At 71.0% G+C, this 17509-nt stretch carries 16 protein-coding genes; 11 read left to right on the top strand and 5 right to left on the bottom strand.

All coding sequences use genetic code 11. The features are described from left to right. Positions 1 to 93: 93 nt before the first annotated feature. Positions 94 to 297, bottom strand: coding sequence for a cold-shock protein (locus Sri02f_RS36785; protein ID WP_003974443.1), 204 nt, complete (start codon positions 295 to 297; stop codon positions 94 to 96). Between the two features lie 288 nt (positions 298 to 585). Here Sri02f_RS36785 and Sri02f_RS36790 point away from each other — a divergent pair, with 288 nt between their 5' ends. From Sri02f_RS36790 to Sri02f_RS36810, 5 genes are all read left to right on the top strand, one after another. Continuing rightward, positions 586 to 1443: a menaquinone biosynthetic enzyme MqnA/MqnD family protein gene (locus tag Sri02f_RS36790; protein WP_109005653.1), complete on the top strand. Its 858-nt coding sequence runs from the start codon at positions 586 to 588 to the stop codon at positions 1441 to 1443. Positions 1444 to 1525: 82 nt separating this feature from the next. Beyond that, positions 1526 to 3391, top strand: coding sequence for a serine/threonine-protein kinase (locus tag Sri02f_RS36795; protein WP_109005654.1), 1866 nt, complete (start codon positions 1526 to 1528; stop codon positions 3389 to 3391). A 581-nt stretch (positions 3392 to 3972) separates the two neighbouring features. Then, entirely contained in the window at positions 3973 to 4521 is a 549-nt protein-coding gene (locus Sri02f_RS44375; protein WP_307721068.1) for a prepilin peptidase, read from the top strand. A 73-nt stretch (positions 4522 to 4594) separates the two neighbouring features. Beyond that, on the top strand, positions 4595 to 5794 hold the full coding sequence (gene mqnC / locus Sri02f_RS36805) for a cyclic dehypoxanthinyl futalosine synthase (protein ID WP_109005656.1): 1200 nt from the start codon (positions 4595 to 4597) through the stop codon (positions 5792 to 5794). A 7-nt stretch (positions 5795 to 5801) separates the two neighbouring features. Then, the gene (locus Sri02f_RS36810) at positions 5802 to 6407 is read left to right on the top strand and encodes a hypothetical protein (protein WP_109005657.1); all 606 of its coding nucleotides are present in this window, start codon (positions 5802 to 5804) and stop codon (positions 6405 to 6407) included. Between the two features lie 30 nt (positions 6408 to 6437). Here Sri02f_RS36810 and Sri02f_RS36815 read toward each other — a convergent pair whose 3' ends face one another. After that, positions 6438 to 7499, bottom strand: coding sequence for a chitinase (locus Sri02f_RS36815; RefSeq protein ID WP_109005658.1), 1062 nt, complete (start codon positions 7497 to 7499; stop codon positions 6438 to 6440). 397 nt (positions 7500 to 7896) lie between these two features. Here Sri02f_RS36815 and Sri02f_RS36820 point away from each other — a divergent pair, with 397 nt between their 5' ends. From Sri02f_RS36820 to Sri02f_RS36835, 4 genes are read left to right on the top strand one after another with little or no spacing between them, the layout of a single operon-like run. Then, positions 7897 to 8259, top strand: a complete 363-nt coding sequence (locus tag Sri02f_RS36820; protein ID WP_307721069.1) for a hypothetical protein — start codon at positions 7897 to 7899, stop codon at positions 8257 to 8259. 19 nt (positions 8260 to 8278) lie between these two features. Then, entirely contained in the window at positions 8279 to 10564 is a 2286-nt protein-coding gene (locus tag Sri02f_RS36825; protein WP_109005660.1) for a bifunctional polysaccharide deacetylase/glycosyltransferase family 2 protein, read from the top strand. Next, the gene (locus Sri02f_RS36830) at positions 10561 to 11889 is read left to right on the top strand and encodes an acyltransferase family protein (protein ID WP_109005661.1); all 1329 of its coding nucleotides are present in this window, start codon (positions 10561 to 10563) and stop codon (positions 11887 to 11889) included. Before Sri02f_RS36825 ends, Sri02f_RS36830 begins: the two co-directional genes overlap by 4 nt. Positions 11890 to 11921: 32 nt before the next feature. After that, complete coding sequence (locus tag Sri02f_RS36835) at positions 11922 to 12617, top strand: demethylmenaquinone methyltransferase (protein WP_109005662.1); 696 nt, start codon at positions 11922 to 11924, stop codon at positions 12615 to 12617. 86 nt (positions 12618 to 12703) lie between these two features. On the opposite strand, the gene Sri02f_RS36840 is transcribed toward Sri02f_RS36835, so the two are convergent. Together Sri02f_RS36840 and Sri02f_RS36845 are read right to left on the bottom strand one after the other, a co-directional pair. Next, complete coding sequence (locus tag Sri02f_RS36840) at positions 12704 to 13018, bottom strand: PASTA domain-containing protein (RefSeq protein WP_281261918.1); 315 nt, start codon at positions 13016 to 13018, stop codon at positions 12704 to 12706. 119 nt (positions 13019 to 13137) lie between these two features. After that, positions 13138 to 13644 (bottom strand): GNAT family N-acetyltransferase, encoded by a 507-nt coding sequence (locus Sri02f_RS36845; RefSeq protein WP_109005693.1) that lies wholly within the window; start codon positions 13642 to 13644, stop codon positions 13138 to 13140. 97 nt (positions 13645 to 13741) lie between these two features. Here Sri02f_RS36845 and Sri02f_RS36850 point away from each other — a divergent pair, with 97 nt between their 5' ends. Continuing rightward, positions 13742 to 15049, top strand: coding sequence for a geranylgeranyl reductase family protein (locus tag Sri02f_RS36850; protein ID WP_373865162.1), 1308 nt, complete (start codon positions 13742 to 13744; stop codon positions 15047 to 15049). 547 nt (positions 15050 to 15596) lie between these two features. On the opposite strand, the gene Sri02f_RS36855 is transcribed toward Sri02f_RS36850, so the two are convergent. Continuing rightward, the gene (locus Sri02f_RS36855; protein ID WP_109005664.1) at positions 15597 to 16400 is read right to left on the bottom strand and encodes a C40 family peptidase; all 804 of its coding nucleotides are present in this window, start codon (positions 16398 to 16400) and stop codon (positions 15597 to 15599) included. A 744-nt stretch (positions 16401 to 17144) separates the two neighbouring features. On the opposite strand from Sri02f_RS36855, the gene Sri02f_RS36860 reads away from it, so the two are divergent. Continuing rightward, positions 17145 to 17504 carry an NADH-quinone oxidoreductase subunit A gene (locus Sri02f_RS36860; RefSeq protein ID WP_007383963.1) on the top strand — a complete coding sequence of 120 codons (360 nt, stop codon included), beginning with the start codon at positions 17145 to 17147 and terminating at the stop codon, positions 17502 to 17504. The last annotated feature ends 5 nt before the right edge of the window (positions 17505 to 17509 follow it).

The following is a 17509-nucleotide window of genomic DNA, read 5'->3' on the forward strand; positions in this document are numbered from 1 at the left end:
AGCCGGCACTGACAAAGGCAGGAGCCCCGTGCCGAAAGGCACAGGGCTCCTTGGGTACTGCTCTCAGAGACTTGCGATCTCAGGGTGTGAAGATCAGACGGGGGTGACGTTCTCCGCCTGAGGACCCTTCGGGCCCTGCGTCACGTCGAAGGAGACCTGCTGGTTCTCCTCGAGCGAACGGAAACCCTGCGCGTTGATCGCGGAGTAGTGGACGAAGACGTCGGGGCCGCCGCCTTCCTGGGCGATGAAGCCAAAGCCCTTTTCGGCGTTGAACCACTTCACGGTTCCGGTAGCCATAAGCCCTCCTTGGGCCCAAAGGGTTGCCCTGCTCCAGAACCCTGCAAGCGTGAAAGCAAGTGCCGCACAACTGCATACGTCTGAAAACGACGAGAGCCCGCGGTTACATGCTCCGCAGGCTCTGTACTGCAAGGGAAACCAAACTGCAACTTGCGGCGAGCCTAGCACGCAGGCACCCGAAAGCAATAGAGGTCAAGATCACGTCACCCGGATGTTTGAAGATCCCGGAAAGAGCTTGACTCGGGGGGTGGAGTCCCGACAGTACCCCAAGGGGTCTAGCCTCGCGATGTGGACAATTCTCGCACCCGGCCGCGCGTCGGCCACATCCAGTTCCTCAACTGCCTGCCCCTCTACTGGGGGCTCGCGAGAACCGGCACCCTCCTCGACTTCGAGCTCACCAAGGACACCCCCGAGAAGCTCAGCGAGCGGCTGGTGCGCGGCGAGCTCGACATCGGGCCCGTCACCCTCGTCGAGTTCCTCAAGAACGCCGACGACCTGGTCGCCTTCCCCGACATCGCCGTCGGCTGCGACGGCCCGGTGATGTCCTGCGTGATCGTCAGCCAGGTCCCGCTGGAGGAACTGGACGGCGCGCGGGTCGCCCTCGGCTCCACCTCCCGCACTTCCGTGCGCCTGGCACAGCTCCTGCTGGCGGATCGTTTCGGCGTCCAGCCCGAGTACTACACCTGCCCGCCCGACCTCAGCCTGATGATGCAGGAGGCCGAGGCCGCCGTCCTCATCGGCGACGCGGCGCTGCGGGCCAACCTGCTCGACGGGCCCCGCTTCGGCCTGGAGGTCCACGACCTCGGCGCGCTCTGGAAGGAGTGGACCGGCCTGCCCTTCGTCTTCGCCGTGTGGGCGGCCCGGCGCGAGTACCTGGAGCGCGAGCCCCTCATCACCCGCCAGGTCCACCAGGCCTTCCTCGACTCCCGCAACCTCTCCCTGGACGAGGTCGGCAAGGTCGCGGAGCAGGCGGCCCGCTGGGAGGAGTTCGACGAGCAGGTCCTGGAGCAGTACTTCACCACCCTGGACTTCCGCTTCGGCCCGGCCCAACTGGCCGCCGTGACCGAGTTCGCCCGCCGCGTCGGTCCCACGACGGGTTTCCCGGCCGACGTCAGGGTGGAACTGCTCCAGCCCCGTTCTGCGTAGTCTGCTGCACAGCCCGTGAGCACGCAATCCGGCCACGGTCGACGGGTCCTCACGGGTCCTCACGGGGGAGGGGTGGACGCCCATGCAGCCGCTCGGAGACGACGAACCCACGACGGTGGGGCCCTACCGGCTGCTCGGCCGGCTCGGCTCGGGCGGGATGGGCCGCGTCTACCTCGGCCGCAGCGTCGGCGGTCGCACGGTGGCCGTCAAGATCGTGCACCCGCACCTCGCGCTCGACGAGGAGTTCCGCGCCCGCTTCCGGCGTGAGGTCGAGGCCGCGCGGCGGGTCGGCGGGGCGTGGACCGCGCCGGTCCTGGACGCCGACCCGGAGGCCGCGGTGCCCTGGGTCGCCACCGGCTACGCGGCCGGGCCCTCCCTGGCCGCGGCGGTGGTCTCCGGCGGGCCGCTTCCCGAACACTCCGTGCGCGTGCTGGGCGCCGGTCTGGCGGAGGCGCTGGCGACCGTGCACGCCCTGGGCCTGGTGCACCGGGACGTCAAGCCGTCGAACGTGCTGCTGACCGTCGACGGACCGCTGCTCATCGACTTCGGCATCGCCCGTGCGATCGACGGCACGGCCTCGCTCACCTCGACCGGCGTCTCGGTCGGCTCGCCCGGCTACATGGCCCCCGAGCAGATCCTCGGCCGGGGCGCGTCCGGCGCGGCCGACGTCTTCTCCCTCGGCGCGGTCCTGGCGTACGCGGCCACCGGGCAGCCCCCGTTCCCGGGCGACTCCTCGGCCGCCCTCCTCTACCGGGTCGTCCACGAAGCGCCGGAACTGGGAGCTCCGCAGGGCGCTCTGCGGGGCGAGCTGCGGGCCGTGGTCGAGGCCTGTCTCGCCAAGGACCCGACCGCACGGCCGGCCCCCGCCGAACTGTCCGCCCGCCTCGCTCCCGAGGGCGCGACCCCACTGGTGGCCGCCGGCTGGCTGCCGGGCCCCCTCGTGGCCCAGGTGAGCCGCAGCGCCGTCCAGCTCCTGAACCTGGAGGGAACGGGGGCGGAAGCGGGGGCCGAACCGGAAGCCGGCACGGGTGCGGGGACGCAGGCGGCGACGGGTTCGGGCCCGGGGGCCGAGGCCCCAGGAGTGCGGGCGGGCGCCGGGACGGGCCCGTCGGCGTCCGGCCCGGTGGAGTTCAGCAGCCCGGCGGTGCGGCCGGGCGAACCGTCGGGGCCCGGCGGCGGGTTCACGGGGTCGACGGGCGGGTCCTCGGCGTCGATGGGGGAGTTCGGGCCGCCGCCGGTGATGGACCGGGTCCCCGCCGCTCCGGGCGACGCCCCGGCTGCCGTGCCCGTGCCGCGGGACGCCGAGCCGACGACGGGCGGAGCCGGACGTCCCGGCCGGGTGTCCGTCACCGTGGCGGCCGCCGCGACGCCGGGTGAGGGCGGCCGTGGACGACGACTGAGCTGCAGCGTCGCGCTCGCGGTCGCGGGAGCGCTGGCGGCGGCGACGGTCGGTTCGGTGTTCCTGTTCCACCTGCTTCCGGACGACGGCGACCACGACTCCGCCTCCGGCAGCGACGCCCACTCCTCACCGCCGGCGGCCGCCGAGACCCCGGCCCCCACCGGCGGCGGGACGCCCACCGCAGGCCCGGCCCCCACCGTGCTCCCGGCCCGCTACGTCGGCACCTGGGAGGGCCAGGGAACCGGCCTCGGCGGCTCCCTCCCGATGGGCACGTTCCGGGTGACCGTCCAACGGGCCGACGTCGGACAGAAGTTGGGGGAGCTGCGGCAGACGGACGTGCTCGGCGGGGTCTGCCTCGACGTACTGACGCTGAAGCAGGTGACGGACAAGGACGTCGTCGCCACGTCGGTCGGCGCGAAGAGCAACCACGGCGGCTGCAACCCGACGGCCCACACGATCCGGCTCACCCCCACCGGCGACGACCTGACCTACGCCTCGGACAGCGCGGCCGAGGGCAATCCGGTCGCGCGCATGTCGCGGGTCGACTAAGAGTCGGCCGGGGGTCGGCCTGGCGTCGGCCACGCGCGTCGACCAGGGCAGGCCCCGGAGCGCCGTGCGGGCGAACCCGTGGCTGCGCCCCCGGCGGATCCCTACGATCGCTGACGATGAGCACACCTCCCGACGACCTGACGCTGGCCGCCGTCGCCGCACTGTGGGGCGCCGTGATCGGGGCACTGCTGCCTCGGGCGGCCTACCGCTTCTCCACGCCGTGGGAGGAGGCGGACGGCGCCTGGCGGACGGCCTGCCCGGCCGGCCACCCGATCCGAGGCTGGTTCGGACGGGCCCGTTGCGCTCGTTGTGCCCGATACGCCGGACGCGCCGGACGCGCCGGTCCGGCCGAGTCGCCCGGTCCGGCCGAGTCGCCCGGTCCGGCTGAGCCGCCTGGTCCGGCTGAGCCGCCTGGTCCGGCTGAGCCGCCTGGTCCGGCTGAGCCGCCTGGTCCGGCTGAGCCGCCTGGTCCGGCCGAGCCGCCTGGTCCGGCCGAGCCGCCCGGTCCCGCCGAGCCGCCTGGTCCGGCTGAGCCGCCTGGTCCGGCTGACCCGCCCGGTCCGGGCGGGCCGGATTTCCCGGTGGAGTACGCCCCCGGCGGCGTCCTGCTGCCCGTGCTCACCGCCGTCGTCTGCGCGGCGCTCGCCCTCGCCACAGGTGTGCGGCCCGAACTGGCCGTGTGGCTGGTGCTCGCGCCGGCCGGGGTGCTGCTCGGCGTCGTGGACCTGCGGGTGCGCCGGCTGCCCGATCCGCTCACCCTCCCGCTCGCGGCCGTCGCCCTGACCCTGCTGGGCCCCGCCGCGCTGCTGCCCGAGCACGCGGGCGACTGGACGACGGCCCTGCTGGGCGCGCTCGCCCTCGGCGCCGGCTACCTCGTCCTGCACCTGGTCAATCCGGGCGGCATGGCCTTCGGCGACGTGAAGCTGGCGATCGGGGCGGGCGCCGTCCTCGGCTGGTACGGCTGGCCCACGGTCATGCTGGGCACGTTCGCGGCGTTCCTGTCGGGCGCGTTGTGCGGGGGCGCGCTGGTCGTCGTGAGGCGGACCGGACGCAAGACGCTGATCGCGTTCGGGCCGTTCCTGCTCGTCGGGACGCTCGTGGGTCTGCTGATCGGCGCGTACGCGGCCTGAGGTCCGGGCGTCGAAACGTCTGGCGTACGCTGGCTTGGTCTGTCCACAACCCTTGACGAAAGGGACGCTCCCGGTGACCGAGAAGGCCGACCTTCAGTCCGTCCTCGACCGTGCCGCCGCCGGTGGGCGGATCACTCCGGAGGAGGCGCTCGACCTCTACCGCGACGCGCCCCTGCACGCGCTCGGCGCCGCCGCCGACGCCGTGCGCCGCCGGCTGTACGCGGGGACCGAGCACATCGCCACGTACATCATCGAGCGGAACATCAACTACACGAACGTGTGCGTCACGGCGTGCAAGTTCTGCGCCTTCTACGCGGCCCCCAAGGACACCGCGAAGGGCTGGACGCGCGACCTCGACGACATCCTGCGCCGCTGCGCCGAGACCGTCGAGCTCGGCGGCACCCAGATCATGTTCCAGGGCGGCCACCACCCGGACTACGGCGTCGAGTACTACGAGAAGCACTTCGCGGCCATCAAGGCGGCGTACCCGCAGCTGGTGATCCACTCGCTGGGCGCGTCCGAGGTCGAGCACATGGCACGGATCTCGAAGGTGACGGTCGAGGAGGCCATCACCCGTATCCACGCCGCCGGCCTCGACTCCTTCGCCGGCGCGGGCGCCGAGCTGCTGCCCGCCCGGCCGCGCAAGGCCATCGCGCCGCTCAAGGAGTCCGGCGAGCGCTGGCTGGAGATCATGGAGATCGCGCACGGGCTGGGCGTCGAGTCGACGTCCACGATGCTGATGGGCACCGGCGAGACCAACGCCGAGCGCATCGAGCACCTGCGGATGATCCGTGAGGTGCAGGACCGCACGGGCGGCTTCCGCGCCTTCATCCCGTACACGTACCAGCCCGAGAACAACCACCTCAAGGGCCGCACGCAGGCGACCCTCTTCGAGTACCTGCGGATGATCGCGATCGCCCGTCTGTTCCTCGACAACGTCCGTCACATCCAGGGCTCCTGGCTGACCACCGGCAAGGAGGTCGGCCAGCTCTCCCTGCACTACGGCGCGGACGACCTCGGCTCGATCATGCTGGAGGAGAACGTCGTCTCCTCGGCCGGCGCCAAGCACCGCTCCAACCGCATGGAGATCATCGACCTGATCCGCAAGGCGGGCCGTGTGCCGGCGCAGCGCGCGACGACGTACGAGCACCTCGTCGTCCATGACGACCCGGCGAACGACCCGGTCGACGAGCGGGTCATGTCCCACATCTCGTCGACGGCGATCGCGGGCGGCACGGCGCACCCCGAGCTGAAGCTCCTCGCGTCCAACTAGCCCTCACATGCTGACCGTTCACGCGGATTCCCGGGGCCGGGCGCTCGCCGTCAAAGGCGCGTGGATCGCCGACGCCGGATCGCCGGAGGAACTTCTCGCCGCCTTCCCCGGCGCGCGGGTGCGGACGTGGCCGGGCATCCTGACGCCCGGTCTGGTCAACCTGCACGGCAACGAGCTGCTGGAGGAGGCGTACCACCCGGATCCGCGCGAGGCCGACGAACTGGGCGTCGAGCCGCTGACCGGGGGCGCGTTGGCGGCGCTCGCCATGGACGACGCGCGCTGGGGCGCGAGCGCCCGGCGCGGGGTGCAGCGCATGCTGGCGCACGGCACGGTACGGGCGGCCTGCGAGGAACTGCGCAACCGTGCGGTGCGGGACGCCGTTCACCGCACCGGCCTGGCGGTCCTGGGCCGGATCGGCCGACCCGGCGGGACGCCCGCGCTCGATCCGTACGCCGCCGGGCTGCCGGTGGAGTTCGCGTCCCCGCGCGAGCGGCACAGCGCGGCCCGGTTCGCCGTGTTCGACGTACGCGACGAGGCCGAACTCGCGGAGCGCGGCGCGAGCACCTGTGTCGCCACGGTGGTGGACGGCCGCCTCGTGTACAGACGCCGATAGAGCTGCGCCTCTCCTGCGGCCACTGGTCGGCTATTTCGAGAACGCCTTCGCGAACGCGCCCGAACTCTGCTTCACCCCGCTGCAGTTCGTCAGGGCGTCGTCCTTGGCCGAGTCGGCCGCCGAGCACTGCTGGTCCCGGAACGTGGACCACATGGAGACCCAGGAGATCCCCTTCTCCACGGCGAACGCCCGCACCTGCACCGCGTCCGCCAGTGAGAACGTCTCGCCTGCGACGTCGTTGGTCCCGATCATCGACGTGAGCGCCATGCCCTTCCACGCGCCGGCGTCCGTCGTGCCGAAGACCTTCTTCAACTGCGCCTGGGCCGCCGTCGCCGAGGTGATCGCGTATCCGCCCATGTCACCGGCGTACGACTCGCCGTAGTTCATCGTCATGAGGTTGACGGTGGAGACCTGGACGTCGTACTTGTTCGCGGACGCCAGCAGCGCCAGGCTGTCGGAGTCCAGCCCGGACGGCATCACCGGAAGCGTGAAGGAGACCTCCAGGCCCGGGCGTTCCTTCTGCAGCGCGGCGATCGCCCGGGAGCGCAGGGCCACCGAGTCGGAGTCGGTCAGTTCGTCGCCCTCGACGTCGAAGTCGGCCTGGGCGGAGCCGGCCGCGTCGAGCGCCTCGCCGTACGCCCGCGCCAGTTCGGAGACGCTGCCGCAGGAGGCCGCGAGCTCCGTGCCGGAGGAGCCTCCGAAGGAGACGCGCGCCGTCGCGCCCGACTTCGTCAGCGCCGAGACGCGGGACTTCACGGCCGGGTCGCCGATGGCGTTCGTGCCGTTCCACGTCGGCGTGCAGGCGCTGCCGCCCGTGATGACGAACGCCAGGTTGTACGCCGTGGGCGAGCCGGCCGAGTCGTTGTCCGAGGCCTCCACCGCGCTCACGTACGGCGCGTAGGAGGTGCCGGAGGCTCCGGCACTCGACGATGCGGAGCCGGCCGGGGGAGAGGGGCTGCCGGAACCGTTGCCGGTCCGCCCGGTGGCCGGGAGCGCCGCGTCCGACGTGCTGTCGGATCCCGCGGAGCATCCCGTGACGGCCAAGGCGAACAGGCAGGTCACCCCGGCCGTCGGCATCAGGAAACTCCTCATTGCGTATGCACCCGCTCTCGTGACTTCCGTCTCAGGCCGGAAACAATGCGTGCTTCCGGAAAGGAAATGTCTCACATGCGGGCGGATTGCGCGGGAACAGCGGGCGCACAGTCGATTCATGGACGCAAGTGTGCAAAAGGTGATAACCACCCGCCCAAAAGGGGCAATCGAACCTCTCATGATGAGCGGGGGGTGCGCAGGATTTCCCAGGATCTCTCAGGCGAAGGACAGGTTCAGACGTTTCTCATCGGCCTCTCACAAGCGGTCCAGAGTTTGCGCCACATAAAGCCTCCCTAATATCCGGGGAATGCAATCCGAGCCTGCCATCGAAAGCCGTGCCGCCGCTCGCGGCAGCCGTCGCGGCCGCAAACGTGACGACGCCTCCGCGGAGGGGCCCGTGTTCGTTGACAACTCCGGACGCAGGTCGAAGCTGCTGCGCCGGATCGGCCTCCTGCTGGGCGTCGGCTGTCTCGCGTACGCGGCCGTCCTGGGCGCCGCGTTCATGGGCTGGGGCACCTCGCTGACCCCGTCCTCGCTGCTGCCGTTCGGCAACGGGGGCCCGCGCGACGCCCAGAACTCCGGACCCGGCGGAATCCAGCCGCAGGGCGGCGCCGGCGCCCCGCCCGCCAGGCCCACCGGCGCCCCGCCCGCGGGCGTAGCCACCGGCGAGGCGCCCAGCTCCGCCCCGACCGCGACCGCGACCGCGCCTGCGACTTCGAGCGCGCCTGCGCCTGCGACCGCCGTCGCGGCCGCCAACTGACCGGAGCACAGCCACTTCCATGACGACCACCACCTCCCGCGGCCGCCGCCGCGCCCCGACCCGCATCGAGCGGGCGGCGGGCAAGGCCGCGGCGCTGCAGAAACCGCGCGTCATCCTCGCCCTGCTGCTTCTGCTCGCCCTCACCAGCGTGATGCTCCTCGACGGCTATCTGCGCGCCGAGGTCGGCGGCGACCAGCGCGTGCGCACCGGGGCCAGCTCCAGCCAGGTCCCCGACGACGTCCTCGACGGCGGCCCCATCCTGACGTTCCGTGGCGGCCGGGCCACCACGGTCTCGGTGCCGGACAAGACGATCGCGCTGACCTTCGACGACGGCCCGAACCCGACCTGGACCCCCCAGGTGCTGCGGATCCTCCGGGAGTACGACGTGCCCGGCACGTTCTTCCTGGTCGGCTCGATGGTGTCGCGCTATCCGGGCATCGTCGAGGACATGGTCGAGCAGGGCGAGGAGGTGGGCATCCACACCTTCACCCACGTCGACCTCTCCTACCAGTCGCACGCCCGTGTCCGGCGCGAGATGACGCAGACCCAGCTGGCCCTCGCCGGCGCGGCCGGCATCACCACGACCCTGTTCCGGGCCCCCTACTCCTCCGAGACCGACGCCATCGACAACTACAGCTGGCCGGTCTACAAGGAGCTCGGTGAGGACGGCTACACCAGCGTCTTCGTCGACACCGACAGCGACGACTGGAAGCGGCCGGGCGTCTCGAAGATCGTCGAGTGGGCCACTCCGGACGACGGCAAGGGCGCGTCGGTGCTCTTCCACGACGCCGGCGGCGAGCGCTCGCAGACGATCAAGGCACTGCCGACGTACATCGAGAAGATGAAGGCCGCGGGCTACACCTTCACCACCGTCAGCGGGGTGCTGCAGAAGCAGAACGCGGCTGCCCGCGACGCGACGACGGGTACCACGACGGGGACGCAGGGGGAGCAGCCCGCTGAGCTGCCCGACGGCGCGGGCGCGGTGGGCGACCGTCTGCAGGCCGCCCACCGCGAGGCCACCGGCGTCACCCTCTACGAGGGCAAGGCCCTCATCGCCGCCGTCACCCTCGCCGAGTGGACCGTGCCCACGCTGTCCGTGGGACTGATGGTCGTCGGCGTGGCCGTCATGGGCCGCTTCGGGATGATGCTGCTCCTGGCCCGCCGCCACCACAGACAGCGCAACAGGCGCCGCTTCAGCTGGGGAGCCACGGTCACCCGGCCGGTGAGCGTGATCGTCCCGGCGTACAACGAGAAGGAGTGCATCGCCAACACCCTGGAGTCGCTGGCGAGGAGCACCCACCCGATCGAGATCATCGTCGTGGACGACGGCTCGACCGACGACACCTCCGGGATCGCCCGCGCGGCGGCTGCGTCCCTCGGCATGACGAACGTCCGCGTCATCCGCCAGGAGAACGCCGGCAAGCCCGCCGCGCTCAACAACGGCGTCCGCAACGCCGCCCACGACATCGTCGTGATGATGGACGGCGACACGGTCTTCGAACCGGAGGCCGTGCACCAATTGGTGCAGCCCTTCGCGAACCCTGAGGTCGGCGCGGTCGCCGGCAACGCGAAGGTCGGCAACCGCGACACGGTCATCGGCGCCTGGCAGCACATCGAGTACGTGATGGGCTTCAACCTCGACCGCCGCATGTACGACCTGCTGCGCTGCATGCCCACCATCCCCGGTGCCATCGGGGCGTTCCGCCGCGACGCCGTGCTGGAGGTCGGCGGCATGAGCGAGGACACCCTCGCCGAGGACACCGACATCACCATCGCCATGCACCGCGCGGGCTGGCAGGTCGTCTATCAGGAGCACGCCAAGGCCTGGACGGAGGCGCCGGGCTCGCTGAAGCAGCTGTGGTCCCAGCGCTACCGCTGGTCCTACGGCACGATGCAGGCGTTGTGGAAGCACCGCGGGTCCCTGACGGACAGGGGCCCCTCGGGCCGCTTCGGCCGGGTCGGCATGCCGCTCGTGGTGCTCTTCCAGATCGTCACGCCGGTCTTCGCCCCGCTCATCGACGTCTTCACCGTGTACTCGATGATCTTCATCGACTTCCAGGCGGCCCTGCTGGCCTGGCTCGCGGTCCTCGGGGTCCAACTGAGCTGTGCGGCCTACGCGTTCCGCCTGGACCGCGAGAAGTACCGCTATCTGCTGATGATGCCGCTGCAGCAATTCGCCTACCGCCAGATGATGTACCTCGTCCTCATCCACTCCTGCGTCACCGCCCTCACCGGCGGCCGTCTGCGCTGGCAGAAGCTGAAGCGCACGGGCGAGGTCGGCACCCCGGCGGGGGCGAGCCGATGAGCTGGGACCAGCAGGGCCACGGCCATCAGTACGGGCAGCAGCCCCAGCCCCCCTACGGATACGAGGGGCACGGGCACCATCAGCAGTACGGGCAGCCCCAGCAGTACGCGCCGCAGCCGTATCCGCAACCGCAGCCGTATCCGCCGCAGCCGTATGCGCAGGGGCCGTATCTGCAGGGGCCGTATCCGCAGGAGCAGGCGGAACATTCGGAGTACGGGCAGGCCGTCGCCGGCGCCGTCGACGAGACCGCACCTCTGCCCACGATGGAGACGTCGGCCGCCGGGCCCGCCGCTCCCCAGCGTGACCGCTACTTCGACACCCTCCGTGCCCTCGCCCTGATCAGGGTCGTCGCCTATCACACGTTCGGCTGGGCCTGGGCGGGCATGGTCTTCCCCTCCATGGGGATCATGTTCGGCCTGGCCGGCACCCTGATGGCGAAGTCCCTGGAGCGTCCGGCCGTGAAGGTGGTGAGGAGTCGCCTGCGCCGGCTCCTGCCGCCGTTCTGGTTCTGGGGCGTCTTCGTCGTCCTGGCGATGCTGGTGCACGACTGGATGCCGGGCTGGGAGATCGTCTACTGGGTCGTGCCGCTGGGCGACCCGCCGGGCAACGCCTGGGGCGAGCAGGCCTGGGAGATCCTCTGGTATCTGCGGACGTACCTCTGGTTCGTCCTGCTCTCGCCGCTGCTGCTGCGGCTGTTCCGGCTCGCGCCGGCAGTCGTGCTGACGCTCTCCCTCGCGCCGATCCTGGTGCTGACCTTCGTGTGGGCGGGCCCCGACAACCGCGTCGGCACAGCGCTGTGGGACCTGTCGACGTACCTCTTCTGCTGGATGCTCGGCTTCGCGCACCGCGACGGCGTCCTGCAGCGCATGAAGCCGGCCCTGGTCGTCATGGCGTCGCTGGCGGCGCTCGGGTTCGGCGGCTGGTACGCCTTCACGCACCAGGCCGAGTCCGGCACCTACGACCTGGACGAGAACCCGCTCGCGCAGGCCTTCTGGTCGGCCGGCTTCGTCATGCCGCTGATGTGGGCGAAGACGTACTTCGGCATCGACTTCGCCTGGCTCACGCGGTTCCGGCGGACGAACCGGATCGTGACCGTCTTCAACGCCCGCGCGGTGACGATCTACCTCTGGCACGAGATCGCCCTGATCCTGGCCGTGCCGCTGATCGACCGGTTCTGGGACGTCCCCGCGTTCGAGACGTACCTGCCGCTCGACAGTCAGTGGTTCCTGTTCGGCGTGGGCTGGCTGCTGATCGGCGTCTTCGTGCTGCTGTGCGGGTGGGTCGAGGACGTCGCGGCACGGAAGACGCCGAGGCTCCTGCCGTGAGCCGCCGGGGGCCGGGCTGCCACAATGGGCGGGTGACCCGCGCTTCCCTGAACAAGCAGCCCAACGAAGTCGCCTCGATGTTCGACCGCGTGGCGGAACGGTACGACGTGACCAACGACGTGCTGTCCCTCGGCCAGGACCGCAGGTGGCGCAAGGAGGTCGCCAAGGCGGTCGACGCCCGGCCCGCGCAGAAGGTCCTGGACCTCGCCGCCGGCACGGCCACCTCCTCGCTCCCGTTCGCGCAGACCGGCGCCTACGTCGTCCCCTGCGACTTCTCGCTCGGCATGCTCCAGGTCGGAAAGAAGAAGCACACCTGGCTGCCGTTCACCGCCGGCGACGCGACGAAGCTGCCCTTCAAGGACGACACCTTCGACGCCGTCACCATCTCCTTCGGCCTGCGCAACGTGCAGGACTTCGACTCGGCGCTGCGCGAGATGCACCGGGTGACCAGGCCCGGCGGCAGGGTCGTCATCTGCGAGTTCTCGCACCCCACCTGGGCGCCCTTCCGGACCGTCTACACCGAGTACCTGATGCGCGCCCTGCCGCCGGTCGCCCGCGCGGTCTCCTCCAACCCCGACGCCTACGTCTACCTCGCCGAGTCCATCCGCGCCTGGCCCGACCAGCCCGCCCTCGCGGAGCACCTGCGCAAGGCCGGCTGGTCGAAGGTCGCCTGGCGCAACCTGACAGGCGGCGTGGTCACCCTTCACCGGGGCTTCAAGACACCCTGACCGGCCCGGTCCGAGGGGCCGCCCGGTCCGAGGGGCCGCCCGGTCTGATCGGCCCGGCCCGAGGGGCCCGGCCAAGGGGTCCCGCTTCAACGGACGATCGCCTCGAAGGGGTCGTGGGACCGGTCCAGTTCACGCCGGAGCCCGCCCCCGCCGGGCCTCGGCACGCGTGGCTCGCGCACGCCCGCGCCTCCGCCGCCCTCCCCGTCGGAGAAGTCGAACCACACGGTGACCACGGCGCCGCGCGGCACCTCGACACCGGGCGGCGGATACTGCCGTACGACGTAGTCGACGACCGCGTGGCGAAAGTCGGGCCGGTCCGGCGCGGCCAGCAGCACGCCCCGCGCCGCAGCCGCCTCGCGCGCGTCCACGGCCATCAGGCCGACCAGCCTGGGCACACGCACGTCGGGTGTTTTGGGTGGTATGAGCACAGATGTCACCCCCAGCGGTACTGGAAGGGTAACCGCCCGGGGGGTCGTCCGGAAGCGTCAGGTGTCGTTCTGTAGCCGACGACTGCGGAGAGTCACCAGGCGAGGCGGTAGCAGCGCCCCTCCCGCTCCGGCTCCGGGGTGGTGAAGACCTCCGCGAGCCGCATCCCCAGCCGCTGCGTGACGGCGATGGACCGCTCGTTGCGCGCGTCGACCATCGCCACCACCCCCGGGGCCCCGGCCGCCCGCACCCGCTCCAGGGTCATCCGCGCCGCCGCCGTCACATAGCCCTGCCCCCAGTGCTGCCGCCCGAGCCGCCATCCGATCTCGATCTCGCCCGCGGGTCCCCACTCCCAGGGCCACGGCTGCGCGCCGGTGAAGCCGAGCACCCGGTCGTCGCGGTCCAGCACCGTCCACAGGCAGAAGCCGCGTTCGGCGTCGTGCCGGCGCTGGCGGGCGGTGAGCTCCTCGTAGACCGACAGCTCCGCGGATCTGCCCCCATGGAACTCCATGACGTCCGGGTCGTCGAAGACCCGGTGCCAGGCGACGGCGTCCTCGTCCGTCGGAACGCGCAGGCGTACTACGGGCAGAGCTCGGTTCACGGGGCAGCCCTTCAGCCAGGTGATCAATCCTGCTGAATAGACTGCCCATGTCCAGTGCCGGTCGGCACGCAGATTCCGAACTTGGGGAGATCCCGCCGTGACCGCCGTGAACGAGCCCCACGCCGAGCCCTTCTCCGAGACCACCGCCGACGTGATCGTCGTCGGCGCCGGACCGGCCGGCTCCACGACCGCCTACTACCTCGCCAAGGCCGGACTCGACGTACTGCTCCTCGAGAAGACCGAGTTCCCGCGCGAGAAGGTCTGCGGCGACGGCCTCACCCCGCGCGCCACGAAGCAGCTCGTGGCCATGGGCATCGACATCTCCGAGGAAGCCGGCTGGCTGCGCAACAAGGGCCTGAGGATCATCGGCGGCGGGGTGCGGTTGCAGCTCGACTGGCCCGATCTCGCCTCCTTCCCCGACTACGGCCTCGTCCGCAAGCGCGACGACTTCGACGAGCAGCTCGCCCGGCAGGCCCAGAAGGCCGGCGCCCGTCTCTACGAGCGCTGCAACGTCGGCGCCCCGATCCTCGACGACCGCACCGGCCGGATCACCGGTGTGCACGCCAAGCTCGGGGAGGAGAAGCGGGAAGTCACCTTCCGCGCCCCGCTCGTGGTGGCCGCCGACGGCAACTCCACCCGGCTCTCCCTGGCGATGGGCCTGCACCGCCGTGAGGACCGTCCGATGGGCGTCGCGGTCCGCACCTACTTCACCTCGCCGCGCCACGAGGACGACTACCTGGAGTCCTGGCTGGAGCTGTGGGACCGCCGGGGTCCGGGCGAGGACCGGCTGCTGCCCGGCTACGGCTGGATCTTCGGCATGGGCGACGGGACGTCGAACGTCGGCCTGGGCGTGCTGAACACCTCCGACTCCTTCAAGGAGCTCGACTGGCGCGAGGTCCTCAAGGCCTGGTGCGCGTCCATGCCGGAGGACTGGGGGTACACCCCCGAAAACATGACCGGTCCGATCCGCGGCGCGGCCCTGCCGATGGCCTTCAACCGCAAGCCGCACTACACCAAGGGGCTGCTGCTGGTCGGCGACGCCGGCGGCCTGGTGAACCCCTTCAACGGCGAGGGCATCGCGTACGCCATGGAATCCGGCCAGATCGCCGCCGACGTCATCGTCCAGGCCCATGCCCGGGCCACCCCCGGTCAGCGCGAACTCGCCCTGCAGCGCTACCCGCAGATCCTCGCGGACACCTACGGCGGCTACTACACGCTGGGCCGCGCGTTCGTGAAGCTCATCGGCAACCCGAAGGTCATGAAGATCGCGGCGCAGCGCGGTCTGACCCACCCGCTGCTGATGAAGTTCACCCTGAAGATGCTCGCCAACCTGACGGACCCCACGGGCGGCGACGCGATGGACCGCATCATCAACGGCCTGAGCAAGGTGGCTCCCAAGGCCTGACCGCCCACCGAGGCGGTGCGGATCCGGCACCCGGCGGCCCGGAGCCCGGCGGCCCGGAGCCCGGCGGCCCGGAGCGTGGCGGCCCGGCATCCGGCGGCCCGGCGCGCGAGGACTTCCTCCCGCCGGTCCGCCCCTTGCCCGCCGCACTGACGATGTGTCCGACATGTCGGACACTCACGCGATACGGCGCTGGGGGGTGAATGTGCCCGTAAAGACGCCGAATTGGCGCGCCGGAGCTCGTGCGCGCGACTGCGCGCCTCCTCCGACTCGGGCCTCGTCCGACTCGGGCCTCGTCCGACTCGGGCCTCGTCCGACTCGGGCCTCTCGTCCGGCTCAGGCCTCCCGCCCGCCTCAGGGCTCCCGCCCGGCTCAGAGCCGCCCGGGCGCGCCCAGCCGCCCCGGGGGTCGCGTGGGCTCGTTCCGGCTCGCCCAGGGGCCCGCTGAGGGCCGTGTCGGGCCGCACCGGGGGAGCCCGAAGGGCCGCTGCCCCCGAGCGGCTGCGGCCCTTGCGTGCGTGCGGCGCGCTCAGCTGCGCGCCGAGGGGGTGTCAGAGCACCCGCACCGCACCGGACGGCGGGTCGTAGGACAGCGGCTTCTCCGCCACACCGGTGGAGGGGTTCTGCGCGCCGACGAACATGCCGTCGCCGACGTACACCGCCACGTGGTACGCGCTGCCCGCGCCGCCCCAATACAGGATGTCGCCCGGCTGCAGGTTGTCCAGGGAGACCTGGGTGCCGGCGGTCGACTGGTCCTGCGAGACGCGCGGCAGGTCGATGCCGACCTGCTTGAAGGCGGTCTGCACCAGCCCCGAGCAGTCCCACGAGTTGGGGCCGGTGCCGCCGGAGACGTAGGCGTCGCCGATCTGTGCCTTCACGAAGGCGATGACGGCCGCGGCCGAACCGGTCGCGTGGGAGCTGCTCGTGCTGGTGAAGCTGTTGCTGCTCGCCGAGGCGGACAGCGTGGTCCGGTCGGCGGAGCGCGTGGCGCGTTCGGCGGCGGCCCTGCGGGCGGCCTCCGCCTTCTTCTTGGCCTCGGCCTTGGCGTGCGCGAGGTCCTTGTTGGCCTCCTTGGCGGCTGCCGCGGCGGCCGCGTCGCGCTCGGCGTGCAGCTGGTAGTTCGCCGCGGCCTGCTGCGTGGCCTGGGCGGACTGTGCGACCTGGGCGGCCAGGTCGCCGGTGAGCACAGGCAGTTCGAGCGTCTGCGTCACCGGCTCGGCGGCGTTGGCCGTGCCTGCTGCTGCGGCGACGGCCAGCGTGCCGAGGACACCACTGGCGACTCCGGCCCGCATCGCGATCGTCGACGCGCTGCGGCGGGGTTTCCGGTGGCTGCGTATGTGAGCGGTGTGGGACATGGGTACAACCGGTATCAGGGGCTCCTCCATACCTTCAAGAAACGTGTGCTGCGCCACAGTTGTTCAACGGGTGCCTCAAATTCCTGTTCCCCCGTTCTTTATTGACGCCGTAACGGACATTGCGGACGCAGGTGATCATGCCTGTGATCATGGGCTTTCGACGTTACGTCCGGATTGCCCGACGCCTACCACCGGTCACGACCGTTGGCCAAGCCCGCTTCTTAAGCGGCCCTCACGAGTGTGGCGGAGGTCACGGAACGGTTACCGGAGCGGTGGCGTCTCGCGCATGCGGTGCGATTCGTTCCGCTCGTGAACGTGTGCACGCGTCCACACCGCGAGTCGGAACTCCCTCTGATGTGTGAACGCGGGCCACTATCAGGCCGCCGCGTCCAGCTCCAATTTGCATGCAAGGGAACCCTCTTGATATAGAGACGCACCCCGCTGCCTGCGATGACGAGCGAAAATGTCACTTCTTGTGATCACTCTGACGCTTCGCGTATGAAGATCACCGCTGATACGACTTCATGATCCTTCGTCAGGTGGTGGAGATCACAAAGCTTGTGTAATACCCCGTGTCGCAGATCACAGAGCGGCGGGCATAGGATGCGAGGCAGTTGGGCTTGTGACCTGCTTCACATGTTCGCGATCTTCGTCAGGACGGACGGAGTGGGCGACGTCGGTGGGGCGGCCTCCAGTCCGACGCCATCGCCAGCAGTCAGTGCCGACTGAGAGGAGCGAGGAGCGGTGAACGCTTATGCGCCCATCCTCGTACTGGGAGCCCTCGGAGCAGGCTTTGCGATCTTCTCCGTGGTCATGGCCACGCTGATCGGGCCGAAGCGCTACAACCGCGCCAAGCTCGAGGCCTATGAGTGCGGAATCGAGCCGACCCCCACGCCGGCCGGCGGCGGGCGCTTCCCGATCAAGTACTACCTGACGGCGATGCTCTTCATCGTCTTCGACATCGAGATCGTCTTCCTCTACCCCTGGGCAGTCACCTTCGACGCCCTGGGTGTCTTCGGGCTCGTGGAGATGCTGCTCTTCGTGCTCACCGTCTTCGTGGCGTACGCGTACGTATGGCGGCGCGGCGGCCTGGAATGGGACTGAGGGGC

It is taken from the genome of Streptomyces rishiriensis (assembly GCF_003112535.1).
Taxonomy (GTDB): domain Bacteria; phylum Actinomycetota; class Actinomycetes; order Streptomycetales; family Streptomycetaceae; genus Streptomyces; species Streptomyces rishiriensis.